At 62.6% G+C, this 17,509-nt stretch carries 12 protein-coding genes; 2 read left to right on the top strand and 10 right to left on the bottom strand.

What is annotated here, in order from left to right:
- Nucleotides 1-46: 46 nt before the first annotated feature.
- The 3 genes from FSZ13_RS01215 to FSZ13_RS01205 all read right to left on the bottom strand — a co-directional run bounded on the left by FSZ13_RS01215 (nucleotide 47) and on the right by FSZ13_RS01205 (nucleotide 3,056).
- Entirely contained in the window at nucleotides 47-523 is a 477-nt protein-coding gene (locus tag FSZ13_RS01215) for a hypothetical protein (RefSeq protein WP_145477617.1), read from the bottom strand.
- A gap of 472 nt (nucleotides 524-995) precedes the next feature.
- Nucleotides 996-1,589: a hypothetical protein gene (locus tag FSZ13_RS01210; protein WP_145477616.1), complete on the bottom strand. Its 594-nt coding sequence runs from the start codon at nucleotides 1,587-1,589 to the stop codon at nucleotides 996-998.
- A gap of 60 nt (nucleotides 1,590-1,649) precedes the next feature.
- Entirely contained in the window at nucleotides 1,650-3,056 is a 1,407-nt protein-coding gene (locus FSZ13_RS01205; protein ID WP_186308816.1) for a serine hydrolase domain-containing protein, read from the bottom strand.
- Nucleotides 3,057-3,219: 163 nt separating this feature from the next.
- Here FSZ13_RS01205 and FSZ13_RS01200 point away from each other — a divergent pair, with 163 nt between their 5' ends.
- Complete coding sequence (locus FSZ13_RS01200) at nucleotides 3,220-3,510, top strand: DUF6916 family protein (RefSeq protein WP_145477614.1); 291 nt, start codon at nucleotides 3,220-3,222, stop codon at nucleotides 3,508-3,510.
- Here FSZ13_RS01200 and FSZ13_RS01195 read toward each other — a convergent pair.
- From FSZ13_RS01195 to FSZ13_RS01180, 4 genes are read right to left on the bottom strand one after another with little or no spacing between them, the layout of a single operon-like run.
- Nucleotides 3,503-4,045, bottom strand: coding sequence for a GNAT family N-acetyltransferase (locus FSZ13_RS01195; protein ID WP_145478504.1), 543 nt, complete (start codon nucleotides 4,043-4,045; stop codon nucleotides 3,503-3,505). The two genes, FSZ13_RS01200 and FSZ13_RS01195, sit on opposite strands and share 8 nt — an antisense overlap.
- Nucleotides 4,045-4,584, bottom strand: a complete 540-nt coding sequence (locus FSZ13_RS01190; protein WP_145477613.1) for a phage tail protein — start codon at nucleotides 4,582-4,584, stop codon at nucleotides 4,045-4,047. The genes FSZ13_RS01195 and FSZ13_RS01190 overlap by 1 nt, the downstream gene beginning before the upstream one ends.
- Before the next feature lie 27 nt (nucleotides 4,585-4,611).
- Complete coding sequence (locus tag FSZ13_RS01185; protein WP_145477612.1) at nucleotides 4,612-5,142, bottom strand: phage tail protein; 531 nt, start codon at nucleotides 5,140-5,142, stop codon at nucleotides 4,612-4,614.
- Nucleotides 5,143-5,173: 31 nt separating this feature from the next.
- Nucleotides 5,174-5,710: a phage tail protein gene (locus FSZ13_RS01180; RefSeq protein ID WP_145478503.1), complete on the bottom strand. Its 537-nt coding sequence runs from the start codon at nucleotides 5,708-5,710 to the stop codon at nucleotides 5,174-5,176.
- Nucleotides 5,711-6,029: 319 nt separating this feature from the next.
- On the opposite strand from FSZ13_RS01180, the gene FSZ13_RS01175 reads away from it, so the two are divergent.
- A complete protein-coding gene (locus FSZ13_RS01175; RefSeq protein ID WP_260844061.1) occupies nucleotides 6,030-11,276 on the top strand; it encodes a putative Ig domain-containing protein in 5,247 nt (1,748 codons plus the stop codon).
- Nucleotides 11,277-11,780: 504 nt separating this feature from the next.
- Here the strand turns inward: FSZ13_RS01175 and FSZ13_RS01170 are convergent.
- The 3 genes from FSZ13_RS01170 to FSZ13_RS18330 all read right to left on the bottom strand — a co-directional run bounded on the left by FSZ13_RS01170 (nucleotide 11,781) and on the right by FSZ13_RS18330 (nucleotide 17,507).
- Nucleotides 11,781-15,437, bottom strand: coding sequence for an SIR2 family protein (locus tag FSZ13_RS01170; RefSeq protein WP_145477610.1), 3,657 nt, complete (start codon nucleotides 15,435-15,437; stop codon nucleotides 11,781-11,783).
- 35 nt (nucleotides 15,438-15,472) lie between these two features.
- Nucleotides 15,473-16,504: a hypothetical protein gene (locus tag FSZ13_RS01165; RefSeq protein WP_186308815.1), complete on the bottom strand. Its 1,032-nt coding sequence runs from the start codon at nucleotides 16,502-16,504 to the stop codon at nucleotides 15,473-15,475.
- 283 nt (nucleotides 16,505-16,787) lie between these two features.
- Nucleotides 16,788-17,507 carry a hypothetical protein gene (locus tag FSZ13_RS18330; RefSeq protein WP_186308814.1) on the bottom strand — a complete coding sequence of 240 codons (720 nt, stop codon included), beginning with the start codon at nucleotides 17,505-17,507 and terminating at the stop codon, nucleotides 16,788-16,790.
- Between the last annotated feature and the right edge of the window lie 2 nt (nucleotides 17,508-17,509).

Raw genomic sequence — 17,509 nt, 5'->3', positions numbered from 1 at the left:
ACGTCTCACTTTCACGTCTTGCCGGATTATGAGAGCCTGGTCCTCCTTAGAACTCCGCTTCCTTGCTGGCAGGCTGCAGCACTTGCTGCCCCTGATCATTGCCGATGCTGAGGAACCCGATCCCGCCGGACAGCCCTTGCGCTCGCATGGGCTGCGATTGCACGACCGAAGAATAATCCGCAAAGAAACCGGGTTTGCGCCATTGCGCGGAAATCGAGTCGCGGCTGCCGCCCAGATCGTTGTTCCAGGTCACCGCCTTTTCCGCACTGGGCGAGCCGAACTTGCGCTTGAGCAGCTCCATCACGCGCGGCTGCGCCTCGAACCCGGTGGTGTTGAAGCGCAAGGCGATCACACGCCCGTTGCGCAGTAGAACCAGGCCACCCGCACCTTCCAGAGAAAAAGCGTCACCTGCGCCCGCGCCGATCGCCATGCCGATGGGCGCAACCCACGCCGGGAACTCATCCGTGGCGAAGACCAGATAACCGTACTCGCCTGCCGCGAATTCGGTATTGCCTACGGCCATGTTTGTCGTGCCGGGCGCGACGCACAACCCTGTTGCCGGTGGGGTGGCCTTCGGCGGTTCCGGTGGCGGGGTCATCAGCTTGTTGAACGCCCTGGCCCCTATCCCTTTGTTGCTTCTGGGTGCGGCTGGGGCGGGCATGGATATCTGGCAAAGGGGAAGCGCCAATGGTGCCCCTAATTTGATTCCGAAAATGTCAGGTTCCGCCGCAGATACCGGGACGGTAGACGCCATGGACAGTAGAACGACAAGCGAACTGGCTGCTGCACTGAAACGCATAGGGCAAATCCATCCTGGATCATGATCGGGGGGAAGTATAGCCACTCTTTACGAACGGCTTGTGAGTGAACAGGTAACCGTAGAAGGGGCCTCCTGCCGGCGGCTGGGCGTCTGGCCGATCATGGCTGGGCGGAGGCCTGAGAAGGAACCCGCGACGATCGGACCGCCGCGTTGGCCCAACTCTCTGGATATCGCACTAGCAGCTGGTTTTCCCGGCCGTTGAGATTGACTTGAACTGGTCGGGGCCGTCGCGCCATTGCATTTCCTTGTACGCCTCCCGGATCATGGACGGCTCACCAGTCGGTCGAATGTGCGTCAGCAGATTCGCGCGCCTGCCGACCCAGCCCGGCTGCAGGGGCACGACTCGCCACGCCTCTCCGCCGACCGAAACGTACTGCACGTATGGAAAGGCTGGTCGACCCATGTGGTACCAGGTGCTGCACCACATATAAGTGGCTACGACCGACCACGTCGATGACGCCGGCTCGTAGTCCAAGACGACCGGAATCAGAAACGATCGCCACACGGGAGGCTTGACAGCGCCGTCCACCTGCGCGATCCGCAGCGTGGTCTCCTTCGGTTTCCAGCCGGTTGCACGCATCGCAATATCACGCGTGATGGTCCCCTTCGCGGTGCGCTTCACAACGATCAGCTGGCCGTCTGACAATCGCACTTCCTCTTTCCACGACTCACTCATGCGACTGCAACCGACCAGCGTCAGTGCCAGCATGCATAGCAGCGTCACGCGCAAAGCATGAATCCAGGCGGCGGTCGCGAATGCAATCTTCATGCTGGAAGCTCCAATGATCTTCATGGAGTCGTCGTGCTGCCGTTTACGCACACGCCACTATCAGAGCGGCTGTTCGTGCACCAGTGACGACGGAGACAAGTGCCAATGTAGATTGATCAGCAGCCGGTCGCACACTGGCGGATCCCGGTTGCTCAGGCAGGCCATGGTCATGTTATTGGTCGGGTAAACCGACAAGGCCGCACTGTTCCCGGCCGCTCCCCCGCCATGGCCCCAATGCGGGAACGCTTCCGGTCCGGATGAGATGAATCCATAGCCGTACCAGTCGGTCTGCTGCTTGATGGCCTCGCTCAAGAGCGGCAATGGAACCAGCTTGCCAGCCTTGAGCGCCTCAACAAAACGCACTTCATCGTCGACCGTGGTGACCCCGCCGCCCGCAGGCGTTCCCCGCCACGGCAGCTGGTCCGCGCTCGGGATGAGCTTGCCGTCGGGCTGTCGGGTGTAGCCGCGAGCGATGCCGGACATGTGCTCCAGATCGGGGTAGCGCGTGGCGGTCATCCCTACCGGGCCGAAGACATGCTCGTCCAGATATGCGTAGTAGCTTTGTCCGCTGATCTTGTCCAGCACTGCACCCAGCAGCACGAAGCCATAGTTCGAATATTCAAACGCCGAACCCGGCGGGAACGACGGAGCCCTGTTGCCGTTGAGCTTGATCAGGTCGTCGATGGTCCGTACCCAGGCACGGTTACCGCCCTCCTCCGGCTGGAGTACGCCTATGTCACCCGTTCCACCCTGGTGCGACAGCAGCTGGCGGATGGTGACTTTCGCCATCTCTTTGTTGGGGTAGCCGGTCAGGTACCTTCCAAGAGGATCGTCCAAACCAAGCTTTCCGGCGTGGATCAACTGCAGCACCGCGACCGCGGTGAACATCTTGCCCTGGGATGCGAACAGGAACGGGGTGTCCAGCCGAACCGGAATGCCATTCTCGCGATCGGCAAGCCCGAAGGCCTTTGCGTACAGCCGTTTCCCGTTCTGCTCGATGACCAGCACCCCGGAAAACCGGTCCGTCTCCGCCAGATGTGTTGCGAAAGCGTCCAGCGCCCTCAGCGCGTCATCCTGGGACATACGCTGCGGATCCTGCTGGATGTCTTTCAGCTTCAGCCCACCTGCCTGATCCAGATTGACCGTGACCCGCCTGTAGGCCGGGAAGTTCCGTTCGCGCGTCATCGCCACCAGAACCATGGGTTCAGCGCGCTCGAGCCTGATGACGTCCAACCCGCCGGTCTCTTCGCGACTGTCGAGCAGGTAGTCCAGATTTTGGTCAGCATCGCCAAAACGACGCTCATTGAACGCACGAATCTGGGCGCGGTCGTTGCTGTTGAACGCTGCCAGCCACTCATCAAACGCCACTTCTGCGGCGGGCTTGGCAGCGGCGCTGGATACCGAGAGAAAAAGAGCGGCCGCCACAGCCATGCGATGGATCGAAAGCTGCCCGTTCATCACGTTCATGCGGTACCGATCCATCCTTGGTGTTACCGAATACTGGTCTAGGAGCCTGGCGATTTCAACTTGGATACATAAGCATCTGGCACAGGGCACCTTGCGCAACCAACCCATTGCGGCGACGATACCCGCAGCCGCCTTTCTGCGGCCTGCCCGACGGGGGACAGACATGGAATTGTTGACGCTGGAACACTTCGCCGGGTGCGTGAATGAGACATTCGCTGCCGAGTACGACGGCATGGCAATGGAATTCGTGCTGGTGGAGGCCCGTCCCCTGCCCGCCTCCCATCCGGGCGCGGCGCGTGCACCGTTCTCGCTGCTGTTCCGCAATACCGCACCGATTGTATTCCCGCAGAAGATCTACCCCCTGAGCCACGGTCGCGTGGGTGAGGTCGGCATCTTCCTGGTCCCCATCGCGCAGGAGCGCGCCGGCTTCCTCTACCAGGCCGTCTTCAACTAGGCTGCCACCGCAGCGGCAGGTAAACCCCATCTTCCGAGGCGCCGTTTGCTACGAAGCCCAGCCGCGCATACAGGCGTTGCGCTCCGATGTTGTGCACCATCACATGCAGCGCGAGCCCGCGTCCGCGTGCGGCCGATGACTGCTGCTGGCGCTCGATCAGCGCGGCACCGATGCCCTGCCCCCGCCACGCTGGGAACAGGCTGATGTCGACCAGGCGGTCGTCCGCACCGGTCTCATCCAGGTAAACGCGTCCCACCGCCTCGCCGTCTAACTCGACGGCCAGGTAATGCGCGCTGGGATAATGAGCCAGGTAGTGCTGGTGCTGCGCGATGAACTGCTGCGCGAGAAACTGCTGTTTGGCATCGGCGGGCCATGGCACCGCCTGCAGTTCCTGCTCACGCGTGCTGGCGTACAGCGCCGACAACCACGCCAGGTCGTGGTCACGCAGCGGACGACAGCGCCAGCGCAAGTCCGACGTGGCCGCCAGCGCGGTCGAGCGCGCCGGCGGAAACGATGCCAAAGGCGGCAAGCCCATCACGGGAAGACGGGATAGTCGCCGGTCAGTGCGATGCAGAAGTTTACCGCCAGGTAGGGCTGCTGGTTGGCATGCGGCTGGGCGGCGCCCGATGTGGGCTTGAGCATGGTCGGCGACATCGGCGTGGTCGGCGGATTGGTGCTGAACGGCTTCACCGCATTGGACCCCGGCTGCGAGAGACCGCCGCCTGCCACCGGCGCGCTGCTGCGCTTGGCAGGGTCACTCTGCTGGAAGGCGGTGAGCAAGTGTTGATGCGAGGGCATCTGCTGTTCGGTCAGGGTAACCGCGGTGACCCCGAAGGTATCGCCGGCCCTGCGCGGGGTCAGGCCCGGCCCGGCGCCTTGGGCACAGGCCGCACGCGTCACCAGGTTGGGAAGCTGGAACGTGCTGCTGCCGTTGCCGCCGTAAGTGATGCCCAGCAACGAGTACAGAACACTGTTCTGCGTCACGGGCAGCGTGGCGCCATTGCAGAACGCCCAGCCGTAGGGGTTGTAATCGAAGCCGAACATCTGGATCTCACCGACAAAGGGTGTGGTCATGGTCGTCTCTCTGTTCGGGGGCGTGGGTCAGGACTGCGTAGGGAAGATGCCGGCGGACGCAATGCAGTACTGCACGGTCAACGTGGGCATGCAGTTTTCATGCGGCTGGTTGCCGCCGGCGTTCGACACGGCAGTGGGTTCCATCTGCACGGCGGTGGCGTTAGCCACGTCGCTGACGTAGAAGGTTTCACCGCTCACGACGCCCGGCAGTGCCGTTGCACCGGGGGTGTCCAGGGAGGCGGCGACGCTGCTGGCGACCAGCCAGTGCGTGTGGCCGGGCATCTGCGGGAGGGTCAGCGTGACCGTCTCGCTGCCGCTGCGCTGGCCAAGCGGCCGCAACGTCAAACCGGGGCCCTGGCCCTGGTGAAGGGGCACGGCGCCACGCAGGTCGGGGATACCGAAGGTGGTCACCCCGTCGCCGCCGTAAGTGGTGCCCAGCAGGGTGTACAGGACATCGTTTTCGGCAATGGAAAGCAGCGAACCGTCGCAGGCAAACCATCCCGTGGGCACCCGCGCAAACCCGAACATGCGAATCTCGCCGACGTAGGGAACACTCATGTGGTTGTACTCCTTGTGTGGGGCCGGGGGCTCAGCTGCGGGACGGGTAGATGCCGCTGAGGGCAACGCAGAAGTTCAGCGCGGTGTACGGCTGCATGTTCGGATGCGGCGAATTGGCGCCTGCGGGAGCCACCGAAGTCGGTGCCTGCATAACTTCCGCACCGCCCTGCGCTGCATAGAACTTCACCCCGCCATTGGTCCCGGCAAAGGTGCGGCTGCTCGGATTGCGATTGTCCCCCGCGGTGGCCACGCCACTCACCTGGTGGCCATGCGGCGGCAGCTGGCTGGTGAGCAGCGCCACCGTTTCGCTACCGGCAATCTGCGCCATCTGCATCGGTTGCGGCTGCCAGTTCGGGTCTGCGGAGGGTCCATAGCCAACCGGCGTGCGCCCGCGCAGGTCCGGCAGACCGAAAGTCTGGCTGCCATTACCGCCGTAACGGGTGCCGAGCAACGCAAAAAGCGCCTGGTTCTGCTGGACCGGCAGGATCTGCCCATTGCATTGCGCCCAATACCTGGGCGCGAAGTTGAAACCGGTCATCATGATCTGACCGACGAAAAATTCGCTCATCTGATCCCCCTTGGATGCTGAGCGGCGGCGCCGGAGTGACGCGCACTTACTCTGAACGCCATTCAGGATGTTCACAAGCCCCATCGGGCGGGGACTTCCTTCGGCCCACGGACTCTGTTCCAATTGCGCCCAGGGGGGAGGCGTGGATGCCTGCCGCTGGCAACGTCAAGGAACGACGGGAGCGAAACGCTCGCGGGGCAGCCAGCAAGGGACGCGCACCTCGATGTTGTTCTGCATCCAGGTGAAATCTTTCCAAGGGGGAAAGGTCATGGCGTACCTTAATGACCGCGCGCGCTTCGCGCGTTTGTTCGCAGTTTCGATGTTTCTTTCCTTCGCCGCACTGTGCTGGCCCGGTGCCGCGCGGGCGGCGCACACCTCACCGGTGTGCGCGGAAAAGTTCGCCACCGTGGCCAATGGCGGCACCGTCACGATAGAGGTCACCGACTGCGCCCAAGGTGCGGGAAATTTCGGCTACGGCCAGGTCGATGGCCCTGCGTTTCCCCAGAACGGCACGGCGAACCTTCGCGTCGACGGCAACCGCTGGTTCGTCGACTACGGTCATGACGGCAGCAACACCACCTCCGACGCCTTCGAGTTCACCGACGGCGAAGCCAACGGAAATGGCGGCGCGGTGCGGGTCAACATCACCGTCAGCCCCGCCAATTCCGCCATCGTGGTCGCGCCGGCAACGCTTCCCACGCTGCGCGCCGGTACGGCGTTCACGCAGACCCTGACCGCCAGTGGCGGCACGGATCCCTACACCTACAGCCTTGTGGGCGGCACCCTGCCCCTCGGCGTCTCGCTTGCCGGCGACACCCTCAGCGGCACGCCCACGCAGCGCGGCGCGTATTCCTTCAGCGTGCGCGCCACCGATGGCACGTCGGCAACGGTCGACAAGAGCTACAGCGGCACGGTACAGAATCCCAGCATTACCCTTGTGCCGGCCTCGGCGACCGCGATCCAGGGCGTGCCCTTCAACCAGGCGCTTTCTGCTACGGGCGGCGTTGCACCGCTTACCTACCAGCTGGAAACGGGCGCCCTGCCTACCGGGCTGGTGCTGGCCAGCAACGGGGTGATCAGTGGCACCTCCTCCTCCGCCCCGGGCAACTACGCGGTCGCCATCCGGGTGACCGACAACAGCACCGGTCCGGGTACCTATTTCGAGGTGGAGAATTTCACCCTCACTGTCAGTGCCGCCCCGAGCGTGTCCATTGCGGTGGCGCCCGCCAGCGTCTCTGAAGATGGCGGGACGAATCTGGTCTACACGGTAACTCGCAGCCTGAATCTGTCTTCGGCCACCGTGGTCAACCTCACTACCGGCGGCACGGCGGACAGCGCCACTGATTACACCGGCGCGACCGCAACGGTGACCATTCCTGCCGGTGCGACCACCGCCACCGTGGTCATCAATCCCACTGCAGACAACATGGTTGAGGCGAACGAAACCGTCATCCTCACGCTGGCCGGCGGCAGCGGCTACACCGTGGGCGCGCCCGCCAGCGCCACCGGCACGATCCTCAATGACGACGTGCCTGCGGCGTCCATTTCGGTAGCGCCTGCCACGGTGAACGAGGACAGCGGCACCTCGCTGGTCTATACCGTCACGCTGGATCAGCCTGCGTTGACGCCGCTCTCGATCAGCTTCGGTCTGTCGGGGACTGCCACCGCCGGAACCGACTATGCGGCGCCAACTGCGCCGCTGACAATCGCCGCCGGCGCCACCACCGGCTCCATCGCCATCACGCCTGTGGCGGACGCCACCCCTGAAGCCAATGAAACGGTCCAGCTCACCCTGAGCGCCGGTTCCGGCTACACCCTTGCCGCGCCGACCTCGGCGACGGGTACGATCATCGATGACGACGCACCCGCGCTGTCCATCAACGACGTCAGCGTCAACGAGGGCAACAGCGGCACCACCGCCATGACCTTCACGGTTTCGCTCAGCGGGCCGGCAGGCCCGGGTGGAGTCGCGTTCGACATTGCCACCGCCGATGGCACCGCCACTGCCGGCAGTGACTACACTGCCGCCTCGCTGAGTGGGCAGGTCATTCCGGCAGGCAGCAGCAGCGCCACCTTCACTGTGCTGGTGCTCGGCGATACGTTGAACGAGCCCAATGAAACCTTCTTCGTCAACGTGAGCAACGTCAGCGGTGCCACCGTCTCCGACGGCCAGGCGCTGGGCACCATTGTCAATGACGATGCCGTGCCGACGTTGTCGATCAACGATATCTCCTTGACCGAGGGCAATTCCGGTACGTCGTCCGCCACGCTCACGGTGGTGCTGTCCGCGGCCAGCGGCCAGGCGATCACCGTCAATTACGCGACCTCGGACACCACCGCGGTTTCGCCCACGGACTATGTGAGCAGCAGCGGTACCCTGTCGTTCGCGCCGGGCGTCCTCTCCCGCGACATTGTGGTCCAGGTCAACGGAGACACCACCCCGGAACCGAACGAGACCTTCGCCGTCACCTTGTCCGGTGCCAGCAATGCCATCATCGGCAAGGCCTCCGGCACGGTCACCATCGTCAACGATGACCAGCCGGTGACCATAGCACCCGCGACGCTGCCGTCCCCTGTCGTCGGTGTGGCATACAACCAGGCCATCACCGCCACGGGGGGCAGTGGCAGCTACACCTTTGCAGTGACAGCCGGTGCGCTGCCGCCTGGCCTTCTTCTGAGTGCGACGGGCGCGCTGATCGGCACGCCCACGGCCGGCGGCTCGTACGCTTTCACCATCACCGCCACCGATACCAGTGCCGCCCCTGGCCCCTACACGGGCAGCCAGGCCTACACGATGACGTTGGGGGCGCCTGTCCTCCAGCTGCCGGGCGGACCGCTGCCGGATGCAACGCGATCGGAGGCGTATACCGCCACGATCGACCCGGCCAGTGGCGGTACAGCGCCGTATACCTATGCGGTCACCGCCGGTGCCCTGCCCCAGGGATTGGGCATGAACGGTGCCGGCGCCATCACCGGCACCCCGGCCGCTTTGGGAACGTTCACCTTCACCGTCACTGCCACCGACAGCTCGGGCGGTTCCGGCCCCTACAGCGTTAGCTCGTCCCGTTCGATCACCGTGGCCGACAGCCTGCCAGTGGCGGGCAATGTCAGCGCCACGTTCGGTTACGGGGCGCCCGCTGCTCCGGTAACGCTTGCGCTGTCCGGCGGCGCCGCCACCTCCGTCGAGGTGGGTAGCGCGCCTTCTCACGGCACCGCAACGGTGACCGGTGCGACGACGATCAGCTATCAGCCGACCGCTGGCTTTGCAGGCAGCGACAGCTTCACCTACATCGCCCGAAACGGCAGCGGCGCCTCCGCACCGGCGACGGTCAGCATCACCGTGGGCATGCCCAGCATCACTGTCAGCACTGCGGGCACGCTCTCGGCGGTAGCGGGATCGACCTACAGCCAGACCTTCAGCTGGGCCGGTGGCACGGCCCCGTACACCGGCTACCAGGTGACCCACCTGCCCGCCGGCGTTGCCATCGTCAGCAGCACGGCAGACAGTGTCACCATCAGCGGTTCGCCGACCCAGGCCGGCAGCTTCATGCTGGAGGTGACGGCCACCGACAGCAGCACCGGCGCCGGGCCGTTTACCAGCGGCCAGACGTTCACCCTCGCCGTGGCCAGCCCCACGCTGGTGGTAACCCCGCCGACCCTCGCACCCGCCATTGCGGGCACGGCCTACCAGCAGGTGGTCACCACCGCCGGCGGCGTAGCGCCGTACAGCTACGCGTTGAGCGGTGCACTGCCCAGCGGCGTGGTCTTCGATGGCGGCACCGGCGTGCTGTCCGGCACGCCGACCCAGGCCGGCAGCTTTGCGCTGACGATCACCGCCACCGACAGTACCGGTGGCACCGCGGGCAGCGTGGTGCAGAACTACACCCTGGAGGTCGCACGCCCGGCCCTGAGCCTGACCCCGGTTGCCGGTGCCTTGCCCGCTACCACGGCAGGCAGCGCGTACCAGGTGGACTTCAGCGCTGGAAACGGCGTGGCGCCGTACACCTTTGCCAGCAGCGCAGGCAGCCTGCCTGCGGGCCTGGTGCTGGACGCGGCGAGCGGCCGGCTGGCGGGAACGCCGACCGCGGCCGGCACCTACAGCTTCAGCGTCACCGCTACGGACAGCACCACCGGCACCGCGGGCACCCTCACCCAGGCCTACACGCTGACCGTGGCCGCACCGGTGCTCACGCTTACGCCGGAAACGCTGCCGGCTGGTCTGTTCGCCAATGGCTACCAGCAGCAGCTGTCCACCACGGGTGGCACCGCACCGTACCGTTATGCCGTCACGGGCGGCGCGCTGCCGGGCGGTCTGTCGCTGGCCAGTCCCGGGGCGCTTACGGGCACCCCGACCGCTTCAGGTGGGTTTGCCTTCACCATCACGTCCACAGATGCACTGGGCTTCACCGGCACCCGGGATTACACGTTGCAGGTTACCCAGCGTCCCGATCCCACCCGTGACCCGGAAGTGCGTGGACTGCTGTCGGCCCAGGCCGATACCGCGCGCCGGTTTGCCACCTCGCAGATCGAGAACATCCAGCAACGCATGCAGCGCCTGCACGGTGCCGGCGGCAACAACGGCTTCAGCAACAACGTGAGCCTGGGCTACGGCGCGCAGCGGTGCGAGCCGGCGGTGGGCGCCCTGCCCGGCGCCGGGTGCGATGCACAGCGGCGCCAGCCGTTCGACCGCGAACCCGGCCTGGATGCGCCGGCCACCACTGCAAACGAGTCCCAGGCCCCGCTCGGGCTGTGGGTGGGCGGCAGCGTGCGTAGCGGACGCAGCAATGGGCGTGGCAGCGCGGGCGGTGACTTCAACACGGACGGCGTGACGCTGGGCAGCGACCTGCAGGTCGGGCGCGACCTCGCATTGGGCGTGGCATTGGGCTACGGCCGCGACCGCACCGACGTGGGCGAGAACGGCAGCCGCAGCGATGGCCAGGCGTACACGTTGGCGCTGTATGCCAGCTACACCCCCGGTGAGCATCTGTTCGTGGATGCCTTGGTGGGCCACCAGTTGCTGGACTACGACCTGCGGCGCTATGTCACCAGCGAAGGCAGTTTCGTGCATGCCCTGCGCGACGGCAGCCAGTGGTTCGGTTCGCTTTCGCTGGGTGCCGACGTGGTGCGCGGCAACTGGATGCTGACGCCGTACGCACGGCTGGATGCATCGCAGGGCACCCTCGACCCGTATGCGGAAAGCGGAAGCGAGCTCTTCGCACTGCGCTACGGTGATCAGGATGTGGATACCAGCACCGGCAACGCGGGCTTCCGCATGGAATTCCGTAACACGGCGGTGTGGGGAGCATGGACGCCGCAGCTGCGGGTGGAGTATCAGCACGACTTCAAGGGCAGCGGCGTGGCCACCATGCAATACGCCGATCTGGTGGGCGTGCCGTTCTACCGCACCTCGCTGGACGGCTTCGACCGCAACCGCTGGATGTTCGGCGCCGGCTTGATGTTCGACTTCCGGCGCAACTGGGGCCTGCGGGTTGACTACCGTGGTCTGGTAGGCAGCGGCGAGGACCGGGACCACGGCGTGCAGATCAGCCTGGACAAGCAGTTGTAACGGCGCTGTTGGTGGCGCCGGGGTCTGCCCGGCGCCTGCCCCCCGTTATTTCCTTCCGCTTTATCTCGACGCTTTTCCATGGGAAGTAGAAAGAGCACGAATGGATTCGACTCCCCTGTATGCCGTGGCCGATCGGGATTGCGGCCGGGGCAGTGGGTTTCTTCGCCATCCGGTTCGCCATTCCGTGGTGGTTCGCCCGACAGGACAGGGGGCTGGCGAATGGCATGGCAAGCAATTTCTGGGAGGTCCTTGACCCGATCGCCTGGATTCTCCTTGTAGGCTGTTAGCTGGCTGCCCTGCTCTCCTTCTTGGGGCGCTCCGCCGTCGCCAGCTGCTCGATGACTGCACTGCGCTGGAGAAATTGGAGGCGCCTAGCTGGCGCCAGTTCGGACACCCGACGTGCTGCAGTGATCGGCTGTGTCTCCCTCGCACGCGTCATAGGCGCAGCGCGACCGTTCGCTGCTCTGCTAGCGGAACGCCAGGCACATGCAAGATCAGAGAGACTCATGCATTCTGCTGTCGCCGAAGCCCATATAGTCTGATATAGGCCGGATCTTTCTCCAGTCGCGGATCCAATGTAATACACTCTTCCAAGAACATTGGGAGATCAGTTGGAGCCTGGAACACATCAGGATCGATGATTGCGTTTGCAAGGAATAGAAAAGCGCTCGGGTGTTCCTGAAATAGATCTTGATGGCGCGTCTCAAGCCGCAATGTATGCGTGAGACTGGAAAACTGATAAGGCACTATGAAATCAAGGACTGATTCGACTGCGTCCGGCAGTGCACTGTCGCAGTCCAAGGCCATCAGTATTAGTCTTTCAGATGCACCCATACTCTTGGCTCTCGCATCGAGCGGCCAGATCCCTTGTAGCAGCGGCTTGATGAAAGTCCGCCAATGCTCGGCCTTGTCGGCAACTCTGTCATCGCTGATCATTCTCCATAGTTTCCATGCCGCGTGCTGCCGAACTTCTTCCGGCGCGATGGCGAGCGCCCGCTTCACTTCCCCTGGAAGCAGCGCGTACTCGTTTGCTTGCCCCTTGAGATGCCACGCGGCAACGGAAAACAGCTTAGAGAATATTCCTTCGAGCGCCCGCGAAGGGAGTCTCTTGCGCTCAAATGCCTGCAGCATGGCGGGCTTGAGCGCATTGAAGAGTCTCGCATGCCCTATGGGCCCATGGGCGTAGGCATGCCACAACGGCAAAGCCTCGTGATGGTCCCAATCCAGCCTCGGAACCAAATACTTGCCGGTCCAGTCTGGATCAATGGCGTCCAAGTACGCAAGGACGCGCAGAATATAGACGCGCCCCAGAAGACCTGCTCGGTTGGAAGCATCCACAACTCTTAAGAAACGTGGGCCTAGCTCATGCCCCAAGCCGCTGCTATCGGCCGGCTTTGTAGCCGCCAATGCGTCTACTAGCGCAGATGCGAGATCGCCGCCCGGCCGATTTAGCGCCTCGTTGGTCAGGTCGCCGTCCATGCCAGCCTCTGTTTCAAGGCCTTCCTGATTTCCGAACAGTAGATCGGCCAGCCGGTCCCAGACCTTCAGAAAGCACAGCTCGCGACTCTCGGTGGCTTCGACCAGAGTCTCGCGTTGACGCACCAACCAGGAACTAACGGCGTGCAGTATTTCTTTTAGCGTTGCTTCGGGCATCTTCAGAACCAGCTCGGCCACTTCGTGCTGGAAGTCAGCATCACCCTGCTCACTCGCAGCCCACAATAGGTAGCGCCAAGCGTCGGGGTCCCATCGGTGGGCATCGCCCTCATGCCTCAATCCCCGCAGCGCCCGCTCTGGGTCGGCACTACAGAAGACCCGCCAGAGATCGCCTTCGTCATACTGGCTCTCCTGTTGAACGCGAACCGCCTCCTGCACGAGCCGATCGTCATCGACACCGTCAAGCAAATCGGGATGGCCATCGGGTCCGACTTTAGATGTGTGCCAAACGGAGAAGTCGTCGCGATCGCCAGGCTCTGCCTGCCACTTTGGATGGCGCGACCGTATTTCCTCCAATAGCGCATTCGACGTATCCGAAAGTACCCCGTCCGCTGAGGAGATTCGAGCCAGTCGGCGATAGATCGAGTTGTCCACGATCGATTGCCATCGATCCTCATCTTCCGTTGCCTCGTCCAGGAATAGCGTCTTTGGCACGCCGGCACACAAACGGCCCTCCAGCGCTGCGCGCTCGTCATTGCCGAACGTGGTCCACCGACGTGCCAGCAGTCGCATAATTTCCACCTGAGTGTCGTCGTCCCAGAAGTCATCGTCCTTGAGCCCGAGCAAGGCGCGCGCGGCGTCGTTATCCGGCCAAGATTCGTCTGCAAGTGCGAAGATGTGCAATCTTCTCACCAATAGGAACGCCGATTGGCTCCAATGCCCTATCAACCGGCGTGCTTGCTCGGGATCGTGCGCTGCAATGCGTTGCCATAGTTCTGCTATTGCCCGAACGATGGGTCGAAATCCGCCACGACCGGAGTTTTGATGGTGCTTAGCGATGGAGGGAATGTCACGACTGGGTCGATCCCAGCTACCAGTCATGCCCAGATCCGTTGCCTGTTCCAAGGCCTCGAAGAGAGATCGATCCAATGTCCTGAACAGCGCCACTCCTGCTTCTAGCGTGTCCGGCCACGCCTGCAATATTTCCGACGGAGGTGGATGATCAGCCGGTTCCAAGTCGACCCGTATGAGCTTATTCAAGGTTTCCGGCGACTCCTCATCGCCTTCATCCGGCCACCAAAAGGGCTTACCTAACCTAATGCGTGGCGTCACGATGTTGGCGATCACGTTGCGTGCTTGGAAGTCGATCTGGCCGCGGGCAATCTGATTTCGCCAATCGTACCAACCGCCGTCGAACATGGAGTTGGAGACCGCTACCGGCATGTTCAGCAACAAGCGCCAAGCCCTTTCCCTGACTGCTGTCAATTCGTTGTCCGCTCGATCCAGCACGAGTTGTAGGCGCCATCGCGTTTGCGGGTCTAAGAGCTTCAGTGCGGAACAAGCGCGAATCATTTCCGGATCGTTTACCCGGCTTGCAATCCATACATCGGGCAGCTGTTTGTCGAACATTCCGCGCTCTACCATTACAGGTAACCAAGCGGCGTCAGGCGAGAGATCTCCCAGTAGTTGGCTCGCATCACCCCGATCAAGCAGCGCGATGCAGCGCGCTATCGCTTTCTCCGACGACGGGTGCGGATGCTCTGCGAGCAATGCCCGCAAGCGTTCGCGTCGCCATGACGTGGGATCTTCCTGGTAACCCTTCCATTCGAGCAAGGTGGCATACAGGGGGGAATGATCCTGGTTATCGACGCGGTACAGAATCGGCTCGACGCCCTTAGCCCGCCACAGTGCCCCCTTGATCTCATCGTCGCCGTCGGTGTACTCGCCGAAAGCGTAGACCCTTCTTAGGTCCGGATAGAGCTCCCTGTCCGCCTCAAGCGCCTCTAATAGATAGCGCATTGGTGGATCGTCCGCTTGGTAGCCAACCAGAACTAGCGTATGGGTTCGTGCCAAGTCGTAGACATATCGCGATGCCCAGCCGGAACGAAGATAGGCATCGCCAAACTCGGCGCTGGTGAGGACCAGATCGGTTTCAGCGGTTTGGACCAAGGCATCAGCCAGCCTGCCATGCAGGTGAAGTACGCCCGAGAACCCAGATGTCATTGGTCGAGGTAGCGCCACGCCCGCATGGCTTGCCGTGGGGGACCCGTACTCCGACAGCCAAGCACGCTCGAAGAGCGTATCGAAGTTCGTGGTGATCAGTCTTGATACGCCCTGATTGTCGCGCGAAAGCGTCATCAATGCGAAGTGATTGGACAGGTCCGCCCCGTCCGGGGCAGCCAGTTCGTCCCGCACCGCAGCGCGGATGCGTGCCTTCATACTGCGGTTGCGCGGCGATTCTGACGCCGCCAGACGCCGCTCCAGGCATCGCAGAACCCTGTCGTATTGACCAAAGAGTTCCCCGCCCGCGACCATTCCCGCCCCTTCGGCGGGATGGTGCAGCCAGCTCTCTCCAAGGCGGGCGTAAACCTGCTCAACGAGCCTACGGAAGAGCGGAAGGCCAATAGTGCGCGAGACACCGGCGCCACAGACAAAGAGCGCTTCGCCTCTTTCTTGCGCGACGATCAGCTCGTTTGGGATGTCTGGTCCGTCTTCAACGAAACGCATATGCGTTGGTCTCCATATCACCTGTTTCGCGGCTGCTATAACATCCAGGACAGCGGAAATAGTTGCCTGTATCTGCAATGGGTGCAGCGGAAGGAATCTGTCATTAGAAGGCGCATAGCGTTGTACTGCGTAACCTTCAATGGCTTCGCGCAACGGGGACACTGGACGTGCTGCGACAGCGCCTCCCCCAAGGCTTCCGCTAAAGCAGCCGGGCCTCCTTCGTAGCACAGGGACCGGTATGCATTAATGGTGCGGAACACGAAGGCATTTTTGGCGCTTGGGTCGGGAGGCTTGATTCGTTCGTAAAGGGATAGAATCACGTGAGCCAGATACAGGAAGACCGTAGGGAGCTGTTTGTAGAGTGCTTCATAAACGCCATCGTCGTTCGGATTCTTAAAGATGAAGTTGAAGTTCTCCGGTGATGTCCTGATCTCGATGCGCTCCACAGTGACCAAGTGCACCGCATGCTGGAAAAGTCCGTAGAACCCGCCATCGTTCTTGGCGTCAAAGATGATGGAAACTAGGTCTTCGGCGGTAATGATCCCCGCCAGCTGGGTATTCGCGATCGCGGACGCAATAATTTCTTTGCGACGATTGCCTAGCACCTTCTGAGTTAGTTTGGTGGGATCTCCCGCCGTGAATGCCGAGTAGAATCCATCCTCGTCGGCCAACATCCACGAGAGGTACATCAGGCTATCCAACAGCGGCTTTCGGAGCAAGTTGAACCCCGGAATGAACTTGCGCTTCTCGAAGCACCTCAGGGATTCGTAGATGTGATGCGCGCAGTCCGCTACCATGGCCATGGTGACCTGATTCAGCACAGTGCGTCTTGCCTCAGAGTCCAGTCCCAGCTCACGCATCGCCGTCAGGGCGTCGGCCCTCTTCGCTAGATCTCCGAACCTCTTGGCCTGTGCTTTGCTCGTGAACTGAAAAGACACCGTCGGCGCATCCGCGGCCTCGTACTCGACCAGCATCCGCGCGAATTCGTCATGCAGGAAGAAACAGTATTCGTGCGCAAGGTGCCACTCCTTTGGAATCCATTGGATCCGGTTCGATGGAATAAGCATTCTCATGATCGACTCTCGCCTAATGGGGAAGTGCCTCCATCCACAGTTTGGTTCAGTCCTATTTCCGGACTGCTTCGTCCGCGCATCCGATTGCCGCCTGCGTGTAACGTCGACCTGCCTCCAGCGCTCTTCTGTGTTGCTCTCGCAGAGCGATGGATCCCGCCGCCACGCTCCGCCCTAGTCGTTGACGCGATATTAGCGACATAGGGCGTCCGCTTGCTGTCGGAGCCCACTTCGTCCGCAAGCGGAAATCCGGCCTATGGAACATAGCCATCGTTGATCGTCATATCGTGACCCATTCGGGCTGCAATGACGCCTCCAGCAGACTGACGTAGGTATCCAGCCGTGACCGGACAGCTACCATTAGCCAGCCAACCGCATACATCAACACCATTGTAAATATCAGCAAACCAGCCACCAGATTGACATCAAAAGCCCCCGCCCAATCTCCCCACTCCCAGTTGCGGAATTGAAGGTACAAGGCAGCCAGTACCGGGAAAGGCCCGAGCTTCTGCAACCCTCCGTACATGAGCCCCATCCGCTCCGTCATGCCTTGGCGAAGCGCAGTCACGAAGCGCAGGCGCTCCTCTCTTTGTTTGCGTGGAAACTCCCGGAGCGACTCGATCAAAGTGCGCCAGTGATTGAACTCCCCGTCCATTTCCTCAGCATGAGACAGTCGAGGTTTCGCGTACTGACGCCACTCGCGCTTGGCAGTGAGTACTCCGCCGACTAAGAATCCCACAACTTCAATCAGTAGGCATATCGACGCGACCACAGCGGCCTGTATCGGCGGAATGACTGAAGGAGACGCGGCTGCAACGAGCAACCCGACACAGGCGGCCGCCAGGCCTGAACGGAACGACCACTTCTCAACCTGTGATGGTTTCGGGTAGATGCTTAGATCAGCCCGAACCTGGACCTGCTCATAGAGCCAGGAATACGTCAGCTCGCTTGTTTGGGCAGGCACTCCCTCTTCAGCCCCACCCCGCACCTGCATATCCATTG

It is taken from the genome of Stenotrophomonas rhizophila, from assembly GCF_007667275.1.
GTDB classification, from domain to species: domain Bacteria; phylum Pseudomonadota; class Gammaproteobacteria; order Xanthomonadales; family Xanthomonadaceae; genus Stenotrophomonas; species Stenotrophomonas maltophilia_AE.
The sequence above is the reverse complement of the archived record's forward strand: the minus strand, read 5'-3'. Positions and strand labels throughout refer to the sequence as shown.

Bases quoted from the DNA above. Each gene is read 5' to 3' on its own strand.
- FSZ13_RS01190 (WP_145477613.1), bottom strand. From the start codon at position 4,584: ATGACCACACCCTTTGTCGGTGAGATCCAGATGTTCGGCTTCGATTAC.
- FSZ13_RS01200 (WP_145477614.1), top strand. From the start codon at position 3,220: ATGGAATTGTTGACGCTGGAACACTTCGCCGGGTGCGTGAATGAGACA.
- FSZ13_RS01205 (WP_186308816.1), bottom strand. From the start codon at position 3,056: ATGAACGTGATGAACGGGCAGCTTTCGATCCATCGCATGGCTGTGGCG.
- FSZ13_RS01165 (WP_186308815.1), bottom strand. From the start codon at position 16,504: ATGCTTATTCCATCGAACCGGATCCAATGGATTCCAAAGGAGTGGCAC.
- FSZ13_RS01180 (WP_145478503.1), bottom strand. From the start codon at position 5,710: ATGAGCGAATTTTTCGTCGGTCAGATCATGATGACCGGTTTCAACTTC.
- FSZ13_RS01175 (WP_260844061.1), top strand. From the start codon at position 6,030: ATGTTTCTTTCCTTCGCCGCACTGTGCTGGCCCGGTGCCGCGCGGGCG.
- FSZ13_RS01170 (WP_145477610.1), bottom strand. From the start codon at position 15,437: ATGCGTTTCGTTGAAGACGGACCAGACATCCCAAACGAGCTGATCGTC.
- FSZ13_RS18330 (WP_186308814.1), bottom strand. From the start codon at position 17,507: ATGGATATGCAGGTGCGGGGTGGGGCTGAAGAGGGAGTGCCTGCCCAA.
- FSZ13_RS01185 (WP_145477612.1), bottom strand. From the start codon at position 5,142: ATGAGTGTTCCCTACGTCGGCGAGATTCGCATGTTCGGGTTTGCGCGG.
- FSZ13_RS01195 (WP_145478504.1), bottom strand. From the start codon at position 4,045: ATGGGCTTGCCGCCTTTGGCATCGTTTCCGCCGGCGCGCTCGACCGCG.
- FSZ13_RS01215 (WP_145477617.1), bottom strand. From the start codon at position 523: ATGGCCGTAGGCAATACCGAATTCGCGGCAGGCGAGTACGGTTATCTG.
- FSZ13_RS01210 (WP_145477616.1), bottom strand. From the start codon at position 1,589: ATGAAGATTGCATTCGCGACCGCCGCCTGGATTCATGCTTTGCGCGTG.